We start from the raw sequence: 23529 nt of genomic DNA, 5'->3' as shown, positions 1-23529 counted from the left end.
TTCCATCCTTAACTGACATATGAAGTAAATATTATCGCTATGATATCAGTATTCCCTGACTGCTTCAAGGGGAATATGCACTGAAAACTACATTCTAAGCAATCAAATTCCTTTATCACCCTAAAAAGTTAAAGCACTGCACTGTTTGTTTCAAGGAAAAGCCTCCGAGAGCGCATCCCGGAGGCTTTGAATTGGAACAATTTCGTTCTGACTCCAACCGATTAGCAGTCGAAGTAGAGGCTGTACTCATGAGGATGAATGCGGATCGCAACAGCTTTAGCTTCATCGCGTTTGAGGTTGATGTAGTTATCGATGAATTCTTTAGTGAACACGCCGCCTTCAGTCAAGAACTCATTGTCAGCTGCAAGTGCATCAAGTGCTTCTTCGAGGGAAGCCGGCACACTGCGGATATTTTCTTTGTCTGCATCAGACAGGTCATAGATGTTTTTGTCCAGCGGACCATATCCAAGCTCAGTTGGGTTGATTTTGCGTTTGATTCCGTCCAGACCAGCCATCAACATTGCAGAGAATGCCAAGTATGGGTTAGCTGTGGAGTCCGGTGTACGGAATTCGATACGACAGCCTTTAGGCGTTACAGCCGCTACCGGGATACGTACAGCTGCGGAACGGTTACCTTTGGAGTATACCAAGTTAACCGGTGCTTCATAACCAGGAACCAGACGTTTGAACGAGTTCGTGCTCGGGTTCGTCAAAGCAATCAGTGCTGGAGCGTGGTACAGGATACCTCCGATGTAGTGCAGAGCCATTTCGCTCAGGTTAGCATAACCGCCTTTGTCATAGAACAATGGGGAATCTCCGTCGAAGATCGATTGGTGAACGTGCATTCCGCTTCCGTTATCACCAAACAATGGTTTTGGCATGAATGTTGCTACTTTGCCATATTGACGTGCCGTATTGTGCACGATGTATTTGTATACAAGCAGGTTATCTGCTGTTTTCTTCAACGTATCAAAACGGAAGTTGATCTCAGCTTGACCCGCAGTCGCTACTTCATGGTGATGACGCTCGATGGACAAACCAGCTTCTTCCAACAAACGACACATTTCGCTGCGGATATCTTGTTGCGTATCCACTGGAGCTACTGGAACATATCCACCTTTAGTGCGAACTTTAAAGCCCAGGTTGCCGCCTTCTTCTTTGCGGTTTGTGTTCCATGCTGCTTCTTCGGAATCAACGAAGTAAGAAGAGCTGTTCGTGCCGCTCTCATAACGAACATCGTCAAAGATGAAGAACTCGGACTCTGGTGCGAAGAACGCTGCAGTACCTACGCCGCTTTCTTTCAGGAAAGCTTCAGCTTTAACCGCGATACTGCGTGGGTCACGCTCATAACGCTCGCCATCCGGAGTGAAAATGTCACACATAACATTCAATGTAGGGTGTGCAGTGAACGGATCGACATAAGTCGCTTCAGGGTCAGGCATCATAACCATATCGGACTCTTCAATACCGCGGAAACCTTGGATAGAAGAACCATCAAACGCTACTCCATTTACGAACGTGTCTGCATCAACAGCCGAAGCTGGCAAAGAGATATGATGCGCACGACCAGCCAAATCTACAAAACGAAAATCTACCCACTCGATGTTGTTCTCTTGAATTGATTTCAATACGTTTTCAACCGACATGTATTCGTCCTCCCAAATATTCCGAACATTAAACAACCCCACGAAGAAAATGTCTATATATTCGAATTTTTTTCTGTCGTCATTATAAATTCTGAAACATAACATCGTCAATACTTATGTAAGGTATTTTTTGCGAGCATGTCAGGTATACTTACACTTTGTAAGATTAAAAAATTCATATAACAACGTAAATCATTTGCATTTGAACGATTTAATGCGGTAAAGCAACCCTGAAAATACCCTAAATCATGGAAAAACATGACATCATAAATGTTTCTTATCACCTTTGATTAATAAATATGTTCATCTACGCAAAATAGACGAAAAACCGGACATCTACCCAAATTGTTCACAAGGAACAAATCTGAACAGAAGTCCGGTTTTGACTCTTTAAATCTATATAGCCGTGTTAATTATACGCCTACACGTGCCGGGAAAAATGCAGCAGGCTGTTTAGCTGTGTTAAATGTTTTTCCCACAATCGGAGCTAGTTTCTCCAGATCTTGTAACAAGTTTGCAAACTGGTCAGGGAACAGAGACTGCACTCCATCTCCAGTCATAGAGTTATCAGGATCTGTGTGCATCTCAATGATCAAGCCGTTAGCTCCTGCGGCTACCGAGGCTTTGGTCATTGGTTCCACCAGTTCACGGCGTCCTGTGCCATGGCTTGGGTCAGAGATAACTGGCAGATGGCTCAGAGACTGCAAGACAGGGATTGCTGAAAGATCCAGTGTATTACGAGTGTATTGTTCAAACGTACGGATACCACGTTCACATAACATCACATTCGGATTGCCACCAGCGAGGATGTACTCCGCCGCATTAAGCAATTCATCGTATGTCGCACTGAATCCGCGCTTCAACAATACCGGTTTGCCGCACTCACCTAACTTGCGCAACAAGTCGAAGTTCTGCATGTTACGTGTACCCACCTGCAGAATATCCGCATACTCTGCACAAATATCTACGTATTCAGGCGTCATGACTTCGGTAATCGTCAATAGATTATGCTTCTGGCCCGCTTCCGCCATCATGATCAGACCTTCTACACCTGTTCCCTGGAAGCTATACGGTCCTGTACGTGGTTTAAAGGCACCACCACGAAGAACTTGACCACCCGCAGCTTTCACAAGTCCGGCAATTTCATCAATCTGTGCTGCAGATTCAACCGCACAAGGTCCGCCCATAACGACAAGCTCTTTCCCGCCGATATCTACACCTTTGATCGAAATTACGGTATCTTCTGGATGGAAGTCACGACTTGCTAATTTATAAGATTTCGAAATCTTCACCACGTTCTCGACGCCCTTCATTTGGCGCAAGTGTTCTTGCATTTTAGGTTCAACTTTACCAATTAATCCAATGATGGTGCGATCCTCTCCACGGGACACATGTGCTTGCAACCCTTCCTTTTCAATCACACTAACGATATCTTGAATTTGGTCCTCCGAGGTAGCTTTGCCTGCGATTACGATCATAAAATTGTCCCATCCTTCCTTGTATAAGAGCACTCGATTATATCGTGCGTCTGATTTTCTTCTAGTCCGTATCAAAAAAATTCTGTCACGCTTAAACGCTTGTTCGCTTTTAAGCTTTTAATCACTAAAGTAAATATAACACAGTTTCTTCCTATCGTCAAGAAGTGATCACTATATCCGGTACTATCTACAAATAAATATAAAATGTATGGACAAAAAAACATCCTGCTAAATCACATCCAAATGAAACGAGGATCTGCACAGCAGGATGTTTCCTATTCACTTTTGTAACTATGTGGTACGTGTCTTCTCCCGAACCGGAGGCAATAGCTTGCTCATATTAACGGTACGTTTGATTTCCCACGTTTCCGGCTGATCATGCTCGTACTGCTCCAGATATTGAATAACTTCCTTGGTAATTGGTGTTGGTGTTGAGGCGCCTGACGTCACAGCCACTTTCTGCACACCTTTCAACCAATCTTGTTGAATTTCAGATACGTCCGATACACGATATGCCGTCACGCCCGCAATCTCCTCGGACACTTGTGCCAAACGATTGGAGTTATTGCTGCGTGGATCGCCTACAACAATAACAAGATCGGCCTGCCCGGCTTGCTCTGCTACCGCTTCTTGACGTACTTGCGTAGCGAGACATATTTCGTTATGAATTTCAGCACCCGGGAATTTCTCCAGCAACCGGCTCATGATGTGTTTGATGTCCCATTGACTCATTGTCGTCTGATTGGTAATCAAAATTTTCCCCGCAGGCACACGCAAGCCTTCAATTTCTTCTTCTTTCTCAATCAGATGAACACGGTCTGGTGCAACACCAATCGCACCTTCCGGTTCCGGGTGATTTTTCTTACCGATGTAGATAATATCATAACCTTCAGCCGTCTTCTCCCGAATCAGATCATGAGTCTTCGTCACATCTGGACATGTTGCATCCACCGTAGTCAGACCTTTCTCCCGAGCCAGCTTACGTACCTCCGGCGAGACACCGTGAGCCGTAAAAATGATCGTGCCACTCTCCACCTGATTCAAAATCTCCATCCGATTAGGACCGTCCAGTGTAATAATGCCCTCATCTTCAAAAGAATCTGTCACATGTTTGTTATGCACAATCATACCTAATATATAAATAGGCCGTGGTAAATCCAGGTTGCGTGCCGCCTGACGTGCAAGCACCATGGCATCTACAACTCCGTAACAATATCCCCGCGGCGAAATTCGCAGTACTTCCACTTGGTTGCCACCCGCTTTCTTTTCGGCTGTATGGGCCGATGTAATTGCAGTCTTCATCCTATTATACCTTTATTCGATAGGCGGGGCAAAGACTACAGGCAACCAGATGATAAAAGTGGTTCCTTCTCCGCGTCTCGTTACCACTTCAACCGACCCGTTATGCTCCTCAATGATCCATTTGGCAATGGATAATCCTAGTCCGATGCCTGGCGTCGCTCCGCGGGATTCGTCTGCACGGTAGAAACGGTCAAAAATAAACGGTACCTGATCCCGTTCCATACCGATCCCTGTATCGCTGATCCGTAATCCGACCTGTCCTTTGTATAACAGAGCATCCAGCGTAACCGAACCCTCCGGGGTGTATTTAAAGGCATTTTCGATAAAAATAAACAAGACTTGTTGAAGATAATCTTTGCTTCCATTCACGTAGATGCCGTTCAAAATCGACAGATCCTCTGGAATCCAGTCGGCCTGTCGGTCCAGGAATTGGGCCCGGCGTGCCACTTCCTGCACCAGAATCTGCAGTGGAATGGGATTAAGCTCAATTTTCTGACCTGTATCCGCTCTGGCAAGCGATAACATGTCGCTGATCAGACGGCTCATACGTTTGCCTTCATCAGCCATATCCTCAATCGCTTCGAGAGACATCTGCTTGATCGTTTCTTCATCCAGATTCGGACGCTCATTCCCTTCTTGATTCCACAGCTTCTTCAGGAAATCGACATTCCCCCGAATCGTAGTCAGCGGTGTCCGCAACTCATGGGAAGCATCGGATACGAAACGCCGCTGTGCCGCGTTGGTCTCCTCTAGGCCGCGGAAGGACAACTCGGTACGCTCCAGCATGTTATTCACCGTTTCGATCAGACGGCCAATCTCATCCTTCGGCCCCGAATACTGGATACGGACACTGAGATCGTCACCGGACTGTATCTGATTAGCCGCGTCAATAACAGTAACCAATGGACGCATAGACTTGCGGGCAAGAATCAAACCCGATGTAATCGCAAGCGCCATAGCTACAAGCCATCCAAATACCAGGATATTACGCAATGCCTCGAGCAAACGCTCCTGTGAACTGACATTAGCCCCTACTTGTAACAGTCCTCTGATCTCGTTCGTTCCCTGGAGAGATAACGCTTGCTGATTAACGAGAAAAGGAATGCCCTCCACGACCATTTTAGTAATCCCTATTTCCTCACGTATATTGTGAATCTTAGCAATCGGAAAAGAAATTCTGGATTTAACTAAATTGTCCGAGCGCATGTACGATCCACTCTGATAATCTACCAACTGAATATAGATTTGAGCTTCTTGAAGCTGACTCTCTGCAAAAAGCTCCAGGTCAAGCGTCTGTGATAACGGATTAACTCCGATCTGCTGGGTAATCTTCAAACTCTTTTCCCTTAACTGCTGTTCTACTTCGTTGTAGGTATTAAAATACACAAAAGCATAAATGACCACACCCCAAAAGATCAGCACGGCTGCCAGAATTCCCGAATACCATGCGGTTAGTCTTAACCGAATGGACATGCTACGAGTCACCTCTCAAAATATAGCCGGCTCCCCGGATCGTCTGAATGAGACGTTTGCCACCATGCTCTTCTGTTTTCTGTCTAAGCATCGCGATATAGACCTCTAGCACATTGGACTCGCCGCTATAGTCGTATCCCCATATTTTATCCATAATAAGGTCACGAGACAGTACCCGTCTCGGATTTTGCATAAACAGATTAAGTAATTCAAACTCTTTTGCTGTCAGTTCGAGACGTTTGCCATCCCGGAGCACTTCGCGTGAATCATTATCCAGAATGATATCTTCATATACCAGGCGATTGTCTACAACGTTAGATATATCTGATTTGCGACGCAGCAAAGCACGGACACGTGCGAGCAATTCTTCCAGTGCAAACGGCTTCACCAAATAATCATCAGCACCGGTATCCAGTCCGGTCACTCTGCTCTGAACCTCGTCCTTGGCAGTAAGCATCAGTACAGGAACCTTACTACCTGCTTCTCTCAGTCTGCGGCATACCTCAAAGCCATCAATCTGCGGCATCATCACATCGAGCACTACGATATCCGGTTCCTTATCCATCAGCTTGCTTAGGCCTTCTGCTCCGTTAGAAGCTGTCTGTACCTCATATCCTTCAAATGCCAAACCTCGGCGCAGCATAGACACAATTTTCTCGTCGTCATCTACAATTAAAATCGTTGATCGCATGGTCTTTCTCCTTTACCCTATCGTTGTATCCCCATTGTAACAGGCCAAAGCCCGATTCGCATCTTCTCCATAATCCATAATAGAGAAACTATGCAAAAACAGAACAGAAACATCGTGCAAAAAAACGGAAGGGCCTCAAACCCTTCCGTTCTTACCTTCATCTACTTCATCATGTTTGCAATTATTGTTGCTGTGTTTGTGTTGTATCGTAATCATACTTGTTTCCAATTTTCACTTTCACATCCATCTTCTTGCCGTCACGTACAACATTCAACGTAATCTCTCCGCCGACTTTCTGAGTCTTGATAAAGTCGATCAGATCCTGGCTTGTTGCTTTTGAAGTACCATTTACGCCGGTAATGATATCATACGGTCTCAGATCAGACTGGTAAGCTGGAGATTGGTACACCGTGCTTGCAACAACTGAACCTTCCGTAATATTTGTTCCCATTTGTTTAGCCACTTCCGGGGTGAGATTCATCAGAGAAGCACCGATAAACGGCACTGGTTCTTTCGGAACATCTTTGTTCTCTTTCAAATACTTCACCGCTTCAGAGATTACACTGGACGGGATTGCAAAACCGATACCTTGAGCATCCGCACTTACAGCAACGTTCATACCGATAACTTCTCCGTTCAGATTCAGCAACGGACCACCCGAGTTACCCGGGTTAATCGAAGCATCTGTTTGCAGCAAGTGGCTGTATTCACGTGTTTTACCTGTTTCTTGATCCGGAATGCTGATCGTACGTTCTTTGGCGCTAAGAACACCGGCAGTTACGGTATGTTCAAAACCTTCCGGATTACCGATGGCTACAAGCCATTCACCAACTTGTGTGCTATTTGAGTTACCGAGCGGTGCTACAGGAAAATCTTTATCTCCGCTATTTTTCTCAATTTTCAACACGGCAAGGTCAAGATCAAAGCTGCTTCCAAGCAATTTAGCTTCATATGGCTTGCTATTGTTCTCAAGTGTTACCTGAATGACATCTGCACCTTGAACAACGTGCTGGTTCGTCAAAATATAACCTTCTTTATCAAAAATAAATCCGGAACCAATCCCCATAGGTACGAGTTGATTGTTAGCTTGAGGCTGTTGTTGACCTTGTTCTTGTTGTTGATTTCCGCTAGGTCCACCAAGTCCGCCACCAAAGAAATATTGATACAACGGATCGTTTGTATTCGCTCCACCTTGTCCGGAACCACGTGTGGACTGTTTCGCCAGCGTTTCAATTTTCACGACAGCCGGGCTCGCCTGTTTCACCACAGAGGATACATCCTCTTTCCCTGTTGGAAGTAAGGACGCCGTCACATTGTTGCCTCCACCTGTGTTACTCGGTGTTTCCTGAGCAGATTCGGTTCCATTATTCGTAAGCGCGGCTTGTGGTGTAAACATGTTCGTTCTATCCGCTGTATACATCAGCACAGTAATGACTAGCATGCCGGCGATAAAGGAGAACAGAAGTGATCTTACAGAAGAACGAGGTCTGCGGCTGTTATAGTTCCAGTTACCATTATTGTTATTTCCATTCCCTTGGCCTCCGCCGTGACCTGAACCGCCACCACCAGAGATCCTACCCGTTTGACCGGAGGCGTCATTACTATGGTAAGAAGGCACAGGTTTTATTGGATCTGGTCTTGTGATCTCCACGTTTCCTTCTTGCCTTGGCCCGTTGCCACTAGCTGTATCTTCCTGACTCACGGACTGGAAAGGTCCGTAAGAATAATAATACGAGGAGTCATCATTCCCGGCAGGATTGCGATTTTCAGTTTGATTCGTTTCTTTTTCCTCATCTTGTCGATTTGATCTATAATTACGTTCGTCCATGCCTCTCTACCTCCCAATCTCTTATTTGCAAGAGATATTCTTTAACTGTCCTTATTTTGTACTTTGAACCTTAATCGTACCTTAAAAACAATTAAAAAGGAGATAAAAGCATGCAACATTTGCTGTTTTTTCCCGTCATAGCAACATTTTCAGCCTTGTTTCTTCACCCATCCTTGCCGATGTGCGTATATCGCCAGTTGCGTCCGATCATCCATTTCACATTTCATCAGCAAGTTACTTACATGTGTTTTAACAGTTTTAATGCTGATATGTAATTCTTCTCCGATATCTTTGTTGGTTTTCCCTTCAGCAATAAGTAAAAGTACTTCCTTCTCCCGATCCGTAAGGCCGGACTCACTTTCCCTCGCCGTCCGCTGACGGATTCCTCGCGTCAGCGCCTGTGACACATCTCCTGTCATCACAGGCATCCCTCGGTTAGCGCCTTGAAGAGCATAGATCAGTTCTTCGGCAGATACCGTTTTGAGCACATAACTTACTGCTCCCGCCTCAATCGCTTGAACAACGAGATCATCTTCCAGGAAACTGGTCAGCATGACGATCTTCATATTCGGAAATTCAGACATGATGGCTTGCGTAGCCTCAGCTCCGTTCATCACCGGCATCATCAGATCCATAAGAATCAGGTCCGGCATTTCCGAATCCTTCATCTGGCGCAGCTGATCGAGTGCATGCTGCCCGTTACCTGCTTCCGCCATCACATGGAACGTAGGCTCCAGCATGAGGTAAGTCTTCAAGCCCATTCGTACCATATCGTGGTCATCCACAATCATTACGTTTACTTTGCCATTCATTCTGTTTCCTCCTCAGACACGTTATCAAATTTCGGAATGAGTACTCGTACCGTCGTACCCGCCCCAGGCTTGGATATAATCTGCACTTGACCGCCCAGCTTCTCCGCACGTTCTCGCATCGTGGACAACCCATATGAGCCCGGTCGCTCCGTCTGTTGCAGGAAACCTTGCCCGTCATCACTGATGCTCATGCTAATCTGATGCTCCGATTCTCGGATAGCCAGACTAACGAGCCCCGCTTCAGCATGTTTAACAACATTGGCTACGGCCTCCTGAATAATGAGAAACAGCTGGTGCTCAATGGCATCCGAGACTCCGCCATCCAACTCCAGCTCTTTCACGCCTTTTAAACCATTTTGCCGACAATAATCAGGGAACCAGCTGTCCAGTGCTGCTGCTAGGTCCCGCCCCTCCAATTCAATCGGCCTGAGTTGCGCGATCAATCCACGCATCTGGCGCTGTGCAATATGGGACATTTGAATTAACTGGTCGAGTACATTCCGACCATGCTCCGGGTTCATCTCAAGCAGACGTGGAAGGGATGAAGCAGACATGTGCATGGCGAATAGTTGCTGACTCACCGTGTCATGCAGATCCCTTGCCATACGTTTACGTTCTTCGATAACGGCACGTTCAGAGGCCTGTTCCTTTTCAATAACCTCTTGCTCACCAAGCCGCTGGAGTAACCTCATTTTCTTTTCAATGGACTCCATCATCACATTAAATTCCTGATAGACCCGTCCAAAGGAAGCATCTTCCGCTTCAGGCATGCGAACGGCAAGATTTCCTTTAGATACTTTCAACATATTGAGATCGAGCAAATCAATTTTGCGCTGAAGCCGCAATGCGGCGATATATCCGGTGACCACAGTTCCTACAACGACAACTCCGATGTACGTCCATGCCCGGTTGCGATTATCCCCTGTAAGCACATCCCCATATAACAGGTAGAATCCACCGAGTGTAATCAATCCGGTTAACACAAAATACGTCATCAGTTCCCACTTGTTTGCCTTAAGAATCGTTCGAATCATAGGTTAATCCACCTTGTTTACTTTGACATCGCCAATAAAAACACTGACAATAATGCGGAGCTTCTTACCGGCTTCATGGTAGTGCGGAGTTTCCTCCTGTGCATTTCCCAAAAAACCTCCACGTTTTGTACCCAGAAGCTTCATATCTCCCAGAAAAGAGCTGCTGGTCAGTGAAATGCCCAGATCCATGTCTTCCGGAACAAAAATCTTAACATCGCCAATAAAATGCGAAATGACAATCTTAGTTTCTCCATATGAAATCTGGGCCTTGGTCAAATCAATAACGGTGTCGCCAATAAATGAAGAGATGTTCATCGGTTTCAGCGTAAACACTTCTTTGCCCATATGAAAGTCACCGATGAAAGTGGATTTATTGAATGTCTTGCCGTAACCTTCTTCATATCCATACTTATAGTTATGGGAATTAGCGTGGCCAAAGCCTCCAAATTTTTGATCATCCGAATGTGAATGGTAACTCTGATGAGACTGTCCGAACTTCCCACTGTCTTTTTTCAGATTCGGCCCCTCCTCGGAATGGAAGGATTGATGCTTACTCGAGGGTTGCTCTTGCTTGGGTTTGCCAAACGTCTTCTCGAACTCTTCATCAAACGAAGAGGGCATCTCCAAATCTTGAGGGGACAACGGCTTATATGGTTGCTCAGGCGGCGGAGGCGGTGTTTTGCTTCCATTTCCGTGAGGTTTCCGATCCCTATGACCTGGTCCAATTAATACATATAACCCGCCGCCAATCAGCAAAATCGGAACTAGATAACGAATGAATTCTCCCAGGGAATAACCAATCACGCCCAAGTTACGCGCAAGGAAGAATCCACCAATGGAAAGCACAACAACGGGCCCAATCGCAGCATATCCCCCATTACGGCGAATTTCCGTCAAGCCTTTCACTCCCCACCAGATCAAAAACACCGGCCAGTATGTTCTAAATATATATCCTATATCAATGTCATATCCCAATTGTCTGAGCAAGATCAGTGCACCTATAGCGATAAGAGGTATGCCAACCCACCAACGGTCTAGCGTAGATCGTTTCATCACTCATGTCTCCTTTGTCTTTATTCTATATCCAGTGTACCTTAGACATGCTAAGGTTAACAGCGCCGACAGGTGGAAATTGTCTCGGTCTTGAGACTGAGGCCTGAGGAGAATTATGTAAATTCTAATCATTTTCGAAAAGGAACATAAAATCGGGAACATGAAATGAAAACACCCCGGAGCAATCGCTCCAGGGTGTACGGATCATCATCGATTTTTATTCATCTTGCATAGCTTAATGCTCGGACCATGGCAACTTACTTTTTCATTTTTCCTGCACGGCCGGTTTGACCTGTGTTTTCTACACCAAACTCGGCATTATATTTTTCATCAGGTGTTTGGAAATTGTCTTGTACTTTGTTTTGAGCGGCTTGCTTCACTTTAGAAGCTGCGCTTCCATTCTCCTGTCCAAATTCAGCATCGTACTTCTCGTTTGGCGTTTGGTAACCTTGGGATTTCTTTGCCACAACGAATCACCTCTCTCTTCATATTTACACTGCTTGTGGCAGTGCGGGGTTCGTCCCCAGTCAATATTATGTGAAGAGAGCCTTTTTGTTATTCAGGCATAACATTCCATCCTCAGATGGCTTTGTCCAGCCAGGAATCCGGTACAGTTTTGTAGACATCAATCGCTTTGGACAACTCCGCCAGCATCTGCTCCGTACATTTCCCTGCACCCTGCTTGATAACCTGCACTTCAACATCCTTTTTGCCCCATTCTTTGTACACCTGCTTGGTCGTCGGAAAATACAGATCGATCTTGTTGCCTTTAATGGCTGAACCCGTATCGGCAACGATACCGTAACCATAACCGGGTATATACAATATGGAGCCCATCGGAAATAACTTGGGATCGGCTGCAATGGTAGATACGGTTTCCTTGTCCCGACGAACTTTTACGCCTGAATACGTAATACCGTATTGCGGATGTTTTGGCGTTTTACCTGTGGATTCGACTCCTGCTGTATATCCTGTTGCCGTCACCTTTTGGGTTTCCAAAATTTGTTCTAAACGCGGAGCAAGCACTGGCATAGCACGATCCGCAGGATCAACCACCCGTTTGGCTGGTAATTCAGGTTTTGGCAACACCATTGGCTGTGGAGACCACATGAAAGCCATATACACGAGTGTAGTCAATTGAGCCTTGTCCGTATATACGGATTCGAGTTGGTTTTGCTCGCTTCTCTGCCCGGATTTTAAATCACGAACCATACCGCGCTCGTCATTGTTATTTAATTGCTTGACATGTATTGCCGTGCTTTCCTCTTCAAATATATAGGCCTTGGCCTCATTGAAACTCATCAAAATCCCGGCAAATATGAAGCAGCACATGATGATGAACTTGTGGTTTTCATTGAATTTTAAAATATGCTTTTTCATGGTATAACCTCCCCCTCACTTGCAAAGGGTTACCAAAAAGCATCCATCCTATACCTTTTGTCAGACTATAAGTACAAAAAGAAACACAAAAACCGTCTGAGAACGATGGATTCAGCCATGTTCTCAGACGGTTTCGTTAGATTTATTTTACAACACAGGATGCTGAACTAGACTTGTCTTGATGCAATTTCTTCTTTCAACTGAGCAACAATCTCATCCACCAGCTTCATGCCCAGATCGCCCTCTCCGCGTTTACGTACGGATACCGATGCAGCATTTTTCTCATTCTCGCCCACAACGAACATGTAAGGCATTTTTTCCAGCTGTGCTTCACGGATTTTGTACCCCAGCTTCTCATTGCGAAGATCTGCTTCTGCCGCGATTCCTGCACGTTTCAGCTTCGCTTCTACTTCACGCGCATACTCGTCGTAATTTCCGGATACCGGAATGACTTTGGCTTGTACTGGAGACAACCAAAGCGGGAATGCACCTGCAAAGTTCTCCAGCAAAAATGCAGTGAAACGCTCCATTGTACTGATTACGCCCCGGTGGATAACGACCGGACGATGCTTCTGTCCGTCATCACCAACGTATTCAAGCTCAAAACGCTCAGGGAGCAAGAAGTCCAGTTGAACGGTAGAAAGTGTTTCTTCTTTGCCCAGCGCAGTCTTGATCTGTACATCCAGCTTCGGACCGTAGAACGCCGCTTCGCCTTCAGCTTCATAGAACGGAAGATCAAGTTCTTCCACAACTTCACGCAGCATGCGTTGAGACATTTCCCACATCTCATCGTTCTGGAAGTATTTCTCGGTGTCTTGCGGATCACGGTAAGACAGACGGAAACGATATTCGTGAATGCCAAAGTCTTTATATACCGTTTGGATCAATTCGATAACACGGGCAAACTCTTCTTTGATCTGATCCGGGCGTGCAAAGATGTGAGAATCATTCAGCGTCATCGCACGTACACGGTGCAGACCTGTCAACGCGCCTGACATTTCATAGCGATGCATCATGCCCAGTTCGGCAATACGGATCGGAAGATCGCGGTAGCTGTGCATATTGGATTTGTACACCATCATGTGGTGAGGACAGTTCATCGGACGAAGAACCAATTCTTCATTGTCCATGATCATTTTCGGGAACATGTCTTCCTGGTAGTGCTCCCAGTGACCGGATGTTTTGTACAGCTCTACGTTCCCCAATACAGGAGTGTAAACGTGCTGGTAACCTAAGCTTTCTTCCAGATCAACGATGTAACGCTCCAGTGTGCGACGTAGCTTCGCACCGTTAGGCAACCAGATCGGCAAGCCTTGACCCACGAGCTGCGAGAATGTGAACATTTCCAGTTCTTTACCGAGTTTACGGTGGTCACGCTTGCGCGCTTCCTCCAGGAAGTGCAAGTGCTCGTCCAGCTGAGCTTTTTTCACAAAAGCAGTACCGTATACCCGTTGCAACATTTTATTTTTGCTGTCCCCGCGCCAGTATGCACCCGCTACGTTCATCAGTTTGAACACTTTAATTTTGCTTGTAGATGGCACGTGTGGTCCACGACACAAGTCGAAAAATTCCCCTTGTTCATAGATCGTAATTACGCTATCTTCCGGTAAAGCATTGATTAATTCAAGTTTGTATGGGTCGCCGACTTCATTGAAAATGCTGATGGCTTCCGCACGGCTAACTTCTTTGCGCACGATAGGCAGATTTTCATTGACGATGCGTTCCATTTCTTTCTCAATCTTTTGTAAATCTTCCGGGTTGAGCGGATGTTCCAAATCCATGTCATAGTAGAATCCGTCCTCAATGACTGGCCCTACGCCCAGATGAACTTCTTTGTTACCGTACAGACGTTTTACCGCCTGAGCAAGCAAGTGAGCTGTACTGTGACGCATCACTTCAAGACCTTCCGGTGAATCCAGTGTTACGATCTCGACCAGAGCCCCTTCATGAATTGGAGTGGATAGATCCACCACGATGCCATCCAGTTTACCTGCTGCGGCATTTTTGCGAAGTCCACTGCTAATCGAAGCGGCTACATCTTCAATACTGCTCCCATCTGCGTACTCACGTACGGAACCATCCGGTAATTTAATGTTTACTGCCATTTGTCTCATTCCTCCTGTAAAATAAACATCATCATTTTCATTGTCCTGCAATGGACTGATCATCTATTGCGTATTTCCAGTTCGCCGTTAGATCAACGAAAAAGAACGCAAAAAACACCCGTCCCAGTCAAGGGACGAGTGTTATATCTCGTGGTTCCACCCTAATTCAGCTGATTGTTCCTGATACAGGAAAACAGCCCTCATTGGCATGTCGGTAACGGGCATGACCCGGCAAATCCTTACTCACAAAACCGCCATCCTTAGCAAGGATTGGTTAACCGGTTTTATTTTCAAAATTGCAGCTCCAAAGGGGTAAACCATACGCGATATCCGGAGGAAATTTCAGCCCAGGTTCCTCTCTCTGCACCGATCAAACGTGTGATTCATGTCTTTGTCAACGCTTTTGTATCAACAGTTATTATAATTGCCCAGATCGCCTGCGTCAAGACTTGTCAGCAATCCTGAACGGAGCACTTCGCATTCGGGACATTGATGACATATCTGCACCTTATCTTCGAAGATCTGGCATATCGTCGAGATGATGGGCAATTCGGGAGTGCTCGTGTGTAACATGACTTTTTCGGGCGATATGGAAATAAGCGTACTCACGATCATATCCTCGATATCCATCTCCAGTTCCAGCCCCGGCATCTCCACAACCACTTGTTCATCTTTTTGCACAGGCAGCAAATTCAGTCCAGCATCAAGCACCTGAAATTCATGTTTGCCCTTGTGGATCAGATGGATTAAAGGAACTTTAGCCTCCTGAAAAAATACAAAATACTTCAACAGTCCCATGAACTCTTCATATTGACGATCCATCCAGAACTCATCGAGAGCATATTCCACAAGCTCCTGCAATTCCTGCTTGTAGGCACGTATACGGAAATTCAGGATGCCTTCGAGATGGAAAAAATGGATGTCCTCCAAATCTTGCCTTAAACCTCTCGCTAATGTTGAGCGCCGGCGCTCCCGCAGACCCGGTTGATGCAAGTCACTATTCACGAGCAGCGGCATGCAGATGCGGTGAACCTTCTCAACTTCGTGTTCATCCATTACCGAGCATGATTTGGCAATAATATTCTCTACCATGCTTCGTTCCTGGGTTTCCATTATATAATCCGCAATACCAAGGGAAAGCAAATCACTGATTCGTGGCAACCACTGCTGGAAATCTTCGTGATTCTCATTGCCTCTGCACGTCCAAACTGCTCTGCCATCCTTATGTTTGAAGGTGAGCCGGAAGCCTCTTTTACTTATATGTAAACCTTTGATTTTTTCCTTAATGCATTGTTGAAAAAGGGCTGCCTCCTCTTGCCCCGACACATCGGTCCATACTGTAAACAGTTCCATAAGAATCACTCCTTTCCTTTCTCTTCAAAGTATATGGCAAGGCCCAAAGGGATATACGAAGCGGTTTGATGGAAAGGGTGTCATGATTTCTCAGCATAAAACGCGAGCAAAAGTTTTTTTGGCAAAAAAGAATAATAGAAGGTTTCGTGAACTATGAATGAATGGTTTGGAGATCACGCAAAAATGTGTTATTATTTTTATAACAGTATCTTCACGGAAGGGGGGAAGCCGAAAATGAGACAACATCCTAGACTGCTCCATCACATGATTATCATCATTTTATGCGTCTTTCAGGCGCTGTGCTTCCCGATTCCAATGCAGACAGAGTCTGCCGTTGGTGTATCCGTCGATGCCACTTCGAATAAAGAAGGGCTTGAAGTATTCTCTCAAATACCCGAGTCTCAGCAGAAACCTGTCATTCGCAAAAATCCGCAAGTGATGTCTAAGCTGGCTGCAATTAAGCAAACCAAGCCTGTATTTCTTGTCCTCGCATTATTAATCGTGCTGCGAATTCCTACAGCAGGTCTCTCTTTTAAACCGTGGTATTGTCTGTTCAAGCGCAGATTATTTCTGTTGCCAATTAAATACACCAGTATGTATTTATCCCTCTCCCCAATGGCACCGAGATACGCCTGAGCTCGTTAAGAGCCTGTTTGCCGTATTCGTCAGGTTGCCAGAGCATGGAGTCACCTCTTCGCTATAGACGGTGTTCTCATGCATAACTTATAACCCATTATGTAAACGTTACTTTTGAAACATCTGGTTTGAACTTTATTTGTGATCGTTTATTTGTTGACCTTTATTTTACAAACTGATCATGATTTCACATCATATATTCGGCTGTGTCAGGAATTACTGGCTCTGTTTCCCCGCACCATTTGATGTTCCGCCTGAGCAGCAGATGAACTGATTACGGGAAGAAAAGCCTTCCTTCTATGGCCAGCCTTAATCACTAAGGAGGCATACTATCCATGGATGTACGCGAAACAGACTTGCCGGGAATCGGCAAAAAATTCCAAATTGAAACGAGCAGCGGTGATAAAATCGTCATTATTATTCACGATGATGGACGCCGTGAAATGTATCATTTTGAATATGATGACCCGGATCAAAGCATCTCTATGATCACCCTTGACGACAATGAGGCAAGACAGGTTGCTGCTATCGTTGGCGGATTAACGTACAAACCGAAGCAACTTGAAAATATTGAAGTCACCTTTGACGATCTGATTATCGAATGGTACAAAATCGAAGCTTCATTCGGATGCATTGGCAAATCCATTGGTGAACTGAATGTACGTCAAAACTCTGGCGCAACGGTCATTGCCGTTGTGGAGAAAAATCATAAAAAACACATCAGCCCAGGTCCGGAGGTTGTGATTAGCGCAGAATCTACGGTAGTCGCCGTTGGCGAACGCAACCAGCAGAAGCTTTTCAAGTCCCTCCTCCTGACGGGAAGGGGGTAACTCGATGGATCATTTGATTTTTGAAGTAGGTCTGGCACTGGTGCTCATTGCAGCAGCCGGCCTTTTATCCGCAAAACTGAGATTTTCGGTTGTTCCGTTCTACATTTTGATCGGAATGGCTGTGGGGCCACATGCCATGCAAATCTGGCATTTGGACTTCCGATTTATTGAAAGTCAGCCTTTCATCGACTTTATGGGTCGGATCGGTATTTTGTTCCTGTTGTTCTATCTGGGACTGGAGTTTTCTGTAGGTCGTTTAGTCAAATCGGGTCGCTCCATCGTTGTTGGCGGCTCGATCTATATCGGGATTAACTTCACACTCGGATTAGTATTCGGTTTTGCCTCCGGTTTCCCGGCAGCTGAGGCACTCATCATTGCAGGTATAACAACGATCTCGTCTAGTGCTATTGTAGCCAAGGTGCTCGTTGATCTGAAACGAACAGCCAATCCGGAGACCGAGATGATTCTGGGTATCATTATGTTTGAGGACGTATTCCTCGCCGTTTATATTTCCATCCTGTCCGGACTTGTGCTCAGTGATTCATCCTCCATCGGAGGCGTAATCATGTCCGCTCTGATTGCTCTGGGCTTCATGCTGATCGTTATCATCATCGGACGCAAAGCTACACCGCTACTGAATAAATTGCTGAAAATTCGTTCCAACGAATTATTCTCACTTGTTGTTTTCGGGGCATTGTTCCTTGTCGCTGGTTTCTCCGAAACGATCCATGTTGCTGAAGCCATTGGTGCGTTGCTCGTTGGTCTTGTGCTTGCGGAAACGGAGCATGCTAAACGTATCGAACATCTGATTCTGCCGTTCCGAGATTTCTTTGGAGCTATCTTTTTCTTCAGCTTCGGACTATCTATTGATCCGTTGTCCCTTGGCGGTGAAGCCGTTTGGCTCGCTTTGATTGCTGTAGTGATTACACTGTTTGGTAACTTCCTCGCAGGTATGCTGGCTGGACGAAGTGCAGGACTTTCACCAAAAGCATCTGCTAATATCGGATTAACCATTGTATCTCGTGGTGAGTTCTCCATTATTATGGCCAATATGGGTAAAGCCGGCGGACTGTTACCATTGCTTCAACCATTTGCAGCGCTGTATGTATTAATCCTTGCTATTCTGGGGCCGCTGTTAACCAAAGAGTCCAAACACGTATTCCGTATTTTGGATAAAATATTCAAGTTCAAAGATCCTCGCAAGAAAAAAGAGGAGCCTAAAGTTCTGCAGAAAGAAGGCTAAGTAACATGTCTGTGCAGAGCAGACCTATGTTTGTATTAAGCAACTGAGCGGCTACATGCTGACCTTTCTGTGAAGAACCCAGGGAGAATGGCTCGAAGCCGCACTGAAGGAGGATGGACATGTGAAAACACCTCTGATATCGGCTAATCCGGTGCCACGTACTACGAAGAGTAGCATATCGCCATCCCGCCGCTGGCTGAATCTGTTTCTGGTCATCATTGGCGGAATACTGGCCTCCGTGGGACTTGAGTTGTTTCTGCACCCCAATAAAATTATTATTGGTGGCATAACAGGGATCTCTTCTCTGTTCGCACACTGGACGGAGCTACGAATCGGCTTGTTCCTGTTTTTATTCAATGTTCCGTTTATATTTCTATCCTACAGGATCGTGAAGAAAAAGTTTGTACTTGTAACCGTTCTGGGTTTGGTTGTCTTTTCGATCGGTGCCATTGTACTACATCCCATGCCTCCGCTCGTCGAGCATCCCTTGGCTGCTGCCATGTTTGGTGGGTTATGCCTGGGGCTCGGAATCGGGCTTGTTGTTCGGTATGGTGGGACACTGGATACGCTGGAAATCGGTGATCCGTCCTCTCGGCCACCTGAACGTGTGTTTAGCGGGAAACGGATGCTTATCGAAAAAATAATCATGCTGCTTAACTTGATCATATTGACAGCTGCTGGTGTTGTTTTTGGCTGGGATCAGGCCATGTATTCTATCATTGCTTATCTGATTGCCTATGAAATGGTGTACCTTGCATTCCGGGGATTCTCCCCCAAACGCAAAATATGCATTCTGACCACGCAACGTGCTCAAGTTGAAAAAGCTGTACGAAACCGCCTGCGCAGGGAACCTGGCAAGCTGGATGCAACACTGGAGTCTTCCCCGATCGCTGGCGCGGAGGTCTGGATCAAACAGATTCCAGGAACACTTTATTACGAAGTCCATTTCCTGGAATTGATCTGGTTAAAATCCATTGTTCGGCACATTGACCCTCATGCAGGTATTATCTCGAATCCAGAAAAATGAATATCGCTAGCGAAAATAACGATATAACAAAACGCTCTCTTCCCATGAACCGATGGATCGTTCTCCATTGCTCATTTACCGGGAAGAGAGCGTTTCTTCGTACAAACCTTTAAATTGTGAAAATTATAATTCTACGATTGCTTTTACCACTTGTGATTCGGGTAACAGCCAAGTATCCATTGCGGTTGGCAACTCATCAAAAGGCGCTCGATGTGTGATATAACCATCCATCGTTAATTTTTTGTCACGCAACGTCGATAACACCTGCTCAAAATCCTCGCGTGTTGCATTCCGGCTACCCAGCATACTCATCTCACGCTTATGAAATTCCGGGTCATGGAACGTAATATCGGCTTTCACCAGTCCAACAAAAATCAGCTGTCCACCGTGAGCCACATAAGGTAGCGCCCCATTCATGGAATGTACGTTACCTGTCGCATCAAATACAGCAGTGGCATAATCACCGCCAGTAATCTCGGATACTCGCTGCAGAGCCTGTTCATCCGCCTGCACGATCTCATCCACCCCGGCCCAGGTTCGGCTCAATTCCAGCCTGTCCAGATTACGATCCACCGCAATGACATATGCACCTGCTTGTTTGGCAAAGGCCATGACTCCCAGCCCGATAGGTCCGGCTCCAATAACAACGACACGCTCTCCTGGTTGAAGTGCAGCTCTGCGCACAGCATGAGCCCCAATGCTAAGCGGTTCAACCATAGCTGTCTCATCTAATGTCAACCCATCTGCTTTAAGCAGATGGGAGACAGGCACCGTAATCCGTTCTCTCATGCCACCGTCCACATGTACACCCATTACTTGCATCGATGCACAACAGTTTGTTTTGCCTGAGCGGCAAGCAATGCAATGTCCACAATGAAGATAAGGAATAATGCTTACCTGGTCCCCTCGCTGCAAACCAGCCTCATTCGGGCCAATCTCTTCAATGATGCCTGCAAGTTCATGACCAAGTATACGAGGATACGTAAAAAACGGCTGATTACCTTTATACGCATGCAAATCTGTACCACAGATACCAATTCGCTGAATAGCGACCAGTGCTTCTCCCTCACCTCTTTCGGGCTGAGGCAATTCCTTCAGCACCAAACGATCAATTTCTTCACATACGATAGCTCTCATCACTGTTCCCCCTCAGATCCATTCGACGATATATTTAACTACCCGTTATATTCAGCACGACCACTCGGCCAAGTTTCATTGTTTAATGGAGCCAGAATACGTAATACCTCTTCCAGTAGCTGCTTATCCATAGGCTCTTCAACCCAGGCCGCGTTGTTGACAATGTTTTGCTGGCTTGCACTACTTACGAGAGTTGTTGGGATCTGTTCATTTGCTGTAGAAAATTGTACCGCCAACTTGGCGATATTACTGCCTTGTTCCTCGCAGAACCGGGCTGCTTTCAAACAAAGCTCTTTTACCCGTTCACCCGCTGGATGCCAAGCCGGTGTTCCGCGGGTGCTAAGCAATCCCATCGAAAGCGGGGAAGCGTTTACAAGTCCAACCCCTTTTTCCTCGAGTAACGGCAGTAGCGATAACAATGACGTATCATTCAGAGCATAATGACAATAGGAGATAATGGCGTCCGCATCAAGTTGCGGCAACATTTTTTCGAATAAAGGCAACGGCAAACCACAGATTCCGGCGTTACGAATCACGCCCTGCTCTTTCAGATTTAACAATGTTGGAAAAGCTTCTTCAATGATAATCTCGGGAGCCACAAACTCGATATCATGCAAAAATAAAATATCAAGATAGTCCGTATGCAGCCTTGCCAGACTTTCTTGTACACTATCCAGAATACGCTTACGAGAAAAATCAAACTCGTTCTCACCATAACGTCCAGCTTTGGTCGACAACGTATAAGAGTTGCGCGGCAAACTGCGGATTGCTTCACCGAGTACCGTCTCCGCCTTGGTTAAACCGTAGTACGGCGACACGTCTATATAATTCATCCCTGCATCCACCGCTGCATGAACGGTGCGAATACCTTCATCCCGGTCAATATCACGAAATACAGAGCCCAGTGATGATGCGCCAAAGCTCAGAACAGGTACGTCTATTGCTGTCTTTCCTAATTTTCTTGTTTTCATTGATTCGTTCCTCCCAGCAGGTTTGGACTACACAACTGTCCCTTCATTGTAACAGTTAAAAATCTATATAACATATCGTCAAATGCGTAATATGTACTGTTTAATGATCTCGATTCCTTGTAAAAGGTTACCAGATGCCTGAACTACGGTAGACATCGAAGAAGGAGAACTGCATCCGAATCAGGTACGCATAACGAAAAGTGCCAAAGCAAGTTTAACTGCTTTGGCACTATGACACGGAACGGGTTCATATTTACTTCACATGATGTGTCACAAATTAAAAACTATAGTGCTATAAATGTAGATATTAGTTCTGCATTACGAAATCTTTAGGCACAATGCTTTCTTCATCAAACATACGCAGAATTTCATAACGGGTGTTGCGCTGTGCCGGAATATAACCAGACTCCCGAATCAAACGAAGAATGGATTCAATGTTCACTTTGTAGGTCGCGCCGGCAGAGGATACAACATTCTCTTCTATCATCGTGCTACCGAAGTCATTACAGCCGAATTCGAGCGATTTCTTACCGATTTCAGGTCCCATTGTGACCCAAGAAGATTGGATGTTTTTAATATTATCCAACACCAGACGGCTGATCGCTACTGTTTTCAGGTACTCCTGTGGAGTTTGACGCTCCAGCTTAAGGTTCGTATTGTCCGGCTGGAATGTCCACGGAATAAAAGCGAGGAAGCCTTCCGAATCATACTTATTCGCAATGCACTCATCCTGCGCTTCACGTACACGCATCAGATGAAGCGCACGCTCTTCCATGGATTCACCCAGACCAATAACCATTGTAGCTGTAGTATTCATACCGATTCGGTGAGCAGTCTGCATCACATCCATCCAGTCGCGCCATGAACCTTTCAGACGGCTGATTTTACGGCGTGTACGGTCATCAAGAATCTCGGCTCCGCCTCCTGGCAAGGAGTCCAGACCAGCCTCGTGAATGGCACGTACCACCTCTTCGAGCGTAAGACCATCGGATACTTCAACCATTTTCATAATCTCGGCTGGTGAGAAGGAGTGCATCGTAATATTCGGGAAACGTTCCTTGATCGCTTTCAACAAGTCCGTATAATAGCTGAAAGGCAGATTCGGATTCGTTCCACCTTGCATCAGAATCTCGGTTCCGTCGACATCTTCGGTTTCCTTGATTTTCTGGAAAATCACTTCATCTGGCAACACATAACCTTCTTCTGAACCAGGTCTGCGGTAAAAAGCACAAAAACGGCAGTATACGTCGCACACATTCGTGTAATTGACGTTACGCCCAATGACAAATGTTCTGTATGGTTCAGGGTGCATACGTTTCATGATTACATTGGCAGCTGCCCCGATTTTGTCCACTTCGTCAGACTCAAATAACTGAATCGTGTCTTCCAAGTCTAAACGTTCGCCCCGAAGGGCTTTATCTAAGATACGGTCTACCGTACTCATCGTAAAAAAGCCTCCCTCGTAAAGAGAAAATAATACGACGATCCCTCCCGGCTTGTTGGCAAAAAGCAAGTCGTGGCTGTAACATC

At 45.8% G+C, this 23529-nt stretch carries 20 protein-coding genes; 4 read left to right on the top strand and 16 right to left on the bottom strand.

All coding sequences use genetic code 11. The annotated features are described in order from the left end of the window. Positions 1 to 221: 221 nt before the first annotated feature. The 13 genes from glnA to Q9R46_RS04315 form a co-directional block, all read right to left on the bottom strand. Complete coding sequence (gene glnA, locus Q9R46_RS04375; protein ID WP_145329020.1) at positions 222 to 1646, bottom strand: type I glutamate--ammonia ligase; 1425 nt, start codon at positions 1644 to 1646, stop codon at positions 222 to 224. 413 nt (positions 1647 to 2059) lie between these two features. Beyond that, a complete protein-coding gene (gene aroF, locus Q9R46_RS04370; RefSeq protein WP_090919894.1) occupies positions 2060 to 3124 on the bottom strand; it encodes a 3-deoxy-7-phosphoheptulonate synthase in 1065 nt (354 codons plus the stop codon). Positions 3125 to 3415: 291 nt separating this feature from the next. Next, complete coding sequence (locus Q9R46_RS04365) at positions 3416 to 4369, bottom strand: 4-hydroxy-3-methylbut-2-enyl diphosphate reductase (RefSeq protein ID WP_145332713.1); 954 nt, start codon at positions 4367 to 4369, stop codon at positions 3416 to 3418. 69 nt (positions 4370 to 4438) lie between these two features. Further along, on the bottom strand, positions 4439 to 5899 hold the full coding sequence (locus Q9R46_RS04360; RefSeq protein ID WP_145412362.1) for a sensor histidine kinase: 1461 nt from the start codon (positions 5897 to 5899) through the stop codon (positions 4439 to 4441). A 1-nt stretch (position 5900) separates the two neighbouring features. Then, a complete protein-coding gene (locus Q9R46_RS04355; RefSeq protein ID WP_145412360.1) occupies positions 5901 to 6590 on the bottom strand; it encodes a response regulator transcription factor in 690 nt (229 codons plus the stop codon). 181 nt (positions 6591 to 6771) lie between these two features. Continuing rightward, the gene (locus tag Q9R46_RS04350; protein ID WP_311279096.1) at positions 6772 to 8418 is read right to left on the bottom strand and encodes a S1C family serine protease; all 1647 of its coding nucleotides are present in this window, start codon (positions 8416 to 8418) and stop codon (positions 6772 to 6774) included. A 149-nt stretch (positions 8419 to 8567) separates the two neighbouring features. Next, a complete protein-coding gene (locus tag Q9R46_RS04345; RefSeq protein ID WP_145329014.1) occupies positions 8568 to 9230 on the bottom strand; it encodes a response regulator in 663 nt (220 codons plus the stop codon). Next, entirely contained in the window at positions 9227 to 10264 is a 1038-nt protein-coding gene (locus Q9R46_RS04340) for a sensor histidine kinase (protein WP_145412358.1), read from the bottom strand. Before Q9R46_RS04340 ends, Q9R46_RS04345 begins: the two co-directional genes overlap by 4 nt. Before the next feature lie 3 nt (positions 10265 to 10267). Beyond that, positions 10268 to 11317 carry a cell wall-active antibiotics response protein LiaF gene (gene liaF, locus Q9R46_RS04335; RefSeq protein ID WP_145329009.1) on the bottom strand — a complete coding sequence of 350 codons (1050 nt, stop codon included), beginning with the start codon at positions 11315 to 11317 and terminating at the stop codon, positions 10268 to 10270. 257 nt (positions 11318 to 11574) lie between these two features. Continuing rightward, positions 11575 to 11784 carry a hypothetical protein gene (locus tag Q9R46_RS04330; protein ID WP_145329007.1) on the bottom strand — a complete coding sequence of 70 codons (210 nt, stop codon included), beginning with the start codon at positions 11782 to 11784 and terminating at the stop codon, positions 11575 to 11577. Between the two features lie 112 nt (positions 11785 to 11896). Beyond that, entirely contained in the window at positions 11897 to 12409 is a 513-nt protein-coding gene (locus Q9R46_RS28555) for a 3D domain-containing protein (protein WP_397352985.1), read from the bottom strand. Positions 12410 to 12864: 455 nt separating this feature from the next. Continuing rightward, on the bottom strand, positions 12865 to 14802 hold the full coding sequence (thrS, locus tag Q9R46_RS04320) for a threonine--tRNA ligase (RefSeq protein ID WP_145412356.1): 1938 nt from the start codon (positions 14800 to 14802) through the stop codon (positions 12865 to 12867). A 408-nt stretch (positions 14803 to 15210) separates the two neighbouring features. Continuing rightward, entirely contained in the window at positions 15211 to 16155 is a 945-nt protein-coding gene (locus Q9R46_RS04315; RefSeq protein ID WP_311279094.1) for a putative sporulation protein YtxC, read from the bottom strand. A gap of 234 nt (positions 16156 to 16389) precedes the next feature. Between Q9R46_RS04315 and Q9R46_RS04310 the strand changes: the two genes are divergently transcribed. The 4 genes from Q9R46_RS04310 to Q9R46_RS04295 all read left to right on the top strand — a co-directional run bounded on the left by Q9R46_RS04310 (position 16390) and on the right by Q9R46_RS04295 (position 19891). Beyond that, on the top strand, positions 16390 to 16791 hold the full coding sequence (locus tag Q9R46_RS04310) for a hypothetical protein (protein ID WP_311279093.1): 402 nt from the start codon (positions 16390 to 16392) through the stop codon (positions 16789 to 16791). Positions 16792 to 17126: 335 nt separating this feature from the next. Then, complete coding sequence (locus Q9R46_RS04305; RefSeq protein WP_311279092.1) at positions 17127 to 17621, top strand: cation:proton antiporter regulatory subunit; 495 nt, start codon at positions 17127 to 17129, stop codon at positions 17619 to 17621. Between the two features lie 4 nt (positions 17622 to 17625). Continuing rightward, on the top strand, positions 17626 to 18864 hold the full coding sequence (locus Q9R46_RS04300) for a cation:proton antiporter (protein ID WP_145329001.1): 1239 nt from the start codon (positions 17626 to 17628) through the stop codon (positions 18862 to 18864). A 121-nt stretch (positions 18865 to 18985) separates the two neighbouring features. Then, positions 18986 to 19891, top strand: a complete 906-nt coding sequence (locus Q9R46_RS04295) for a YitT family protein (protein ID WP_311279091.1) — start codon at positions 18986 to 18988, stop codon at positions 19889 to 19891. 123 nt (positions 19892 to 20014) lie between these two features. On the opposite strand, the gene Q9R46_RS04290 is transcribed toward Q9R46_RS04295, so the two are convergent. The 3 genes from Q9R46_RS04290 to mqnC form a co-directional block, all read right to left on the bottom strand. After that, a complete protein-coding gene (locus Q9R46_RS04290; protein WP_311279090.1) occupies positions 20015 to 21028 on the bottom strand; it encodes a zinc-binding alcohol dehydrogenase family protein in 1014 nt (337 codons plus the stop codon). A 38-nt stretch (positions 21029 to 21066) separates the two neighbouring features. Further along, complete coding sequence (locus Q9R46_RS04285; RefSeq protein WP_311279089.1) at positions 21067 to 21999, bottom strand: aldo/keto reductase; 933 nt, start codon at positions 21997 to 21999, stop codon at positions 21067 to 21069. A 307-nt stretch (positions 22000 to 22306) separates the two neighbouring features. After that, positions 22307 to 23443 carry a cyclic dehypoxanthinyl futalosine synthase gene (gene mqnC / locus Q9R46_RS04280; protein WP_145328993.1) on the bottom strand — a complete coding sequence of 379 codons (1137 nt, stop codon included), beginning with the start codon at positions 23441 to 23443 and terminating at the stop codon, positions 22307 to 22309. Positions 23444 to 23529: the final 86 nt, after the last annotated feature.

This window comes from Paenibacillus sp. RRE4 (assembly GCF_031844205.1).
Lineage (GTDB): Bacteria > Bacillota > Bacilli > Paenibacillales > Paenibacillaceae > Paenibacillus > Paenibacillus xylanexedens_B.
Note: the sequence above shows the minus strand (reverse complement) of the source record. Positions and strands in the feature narration are given on the sequence as shown.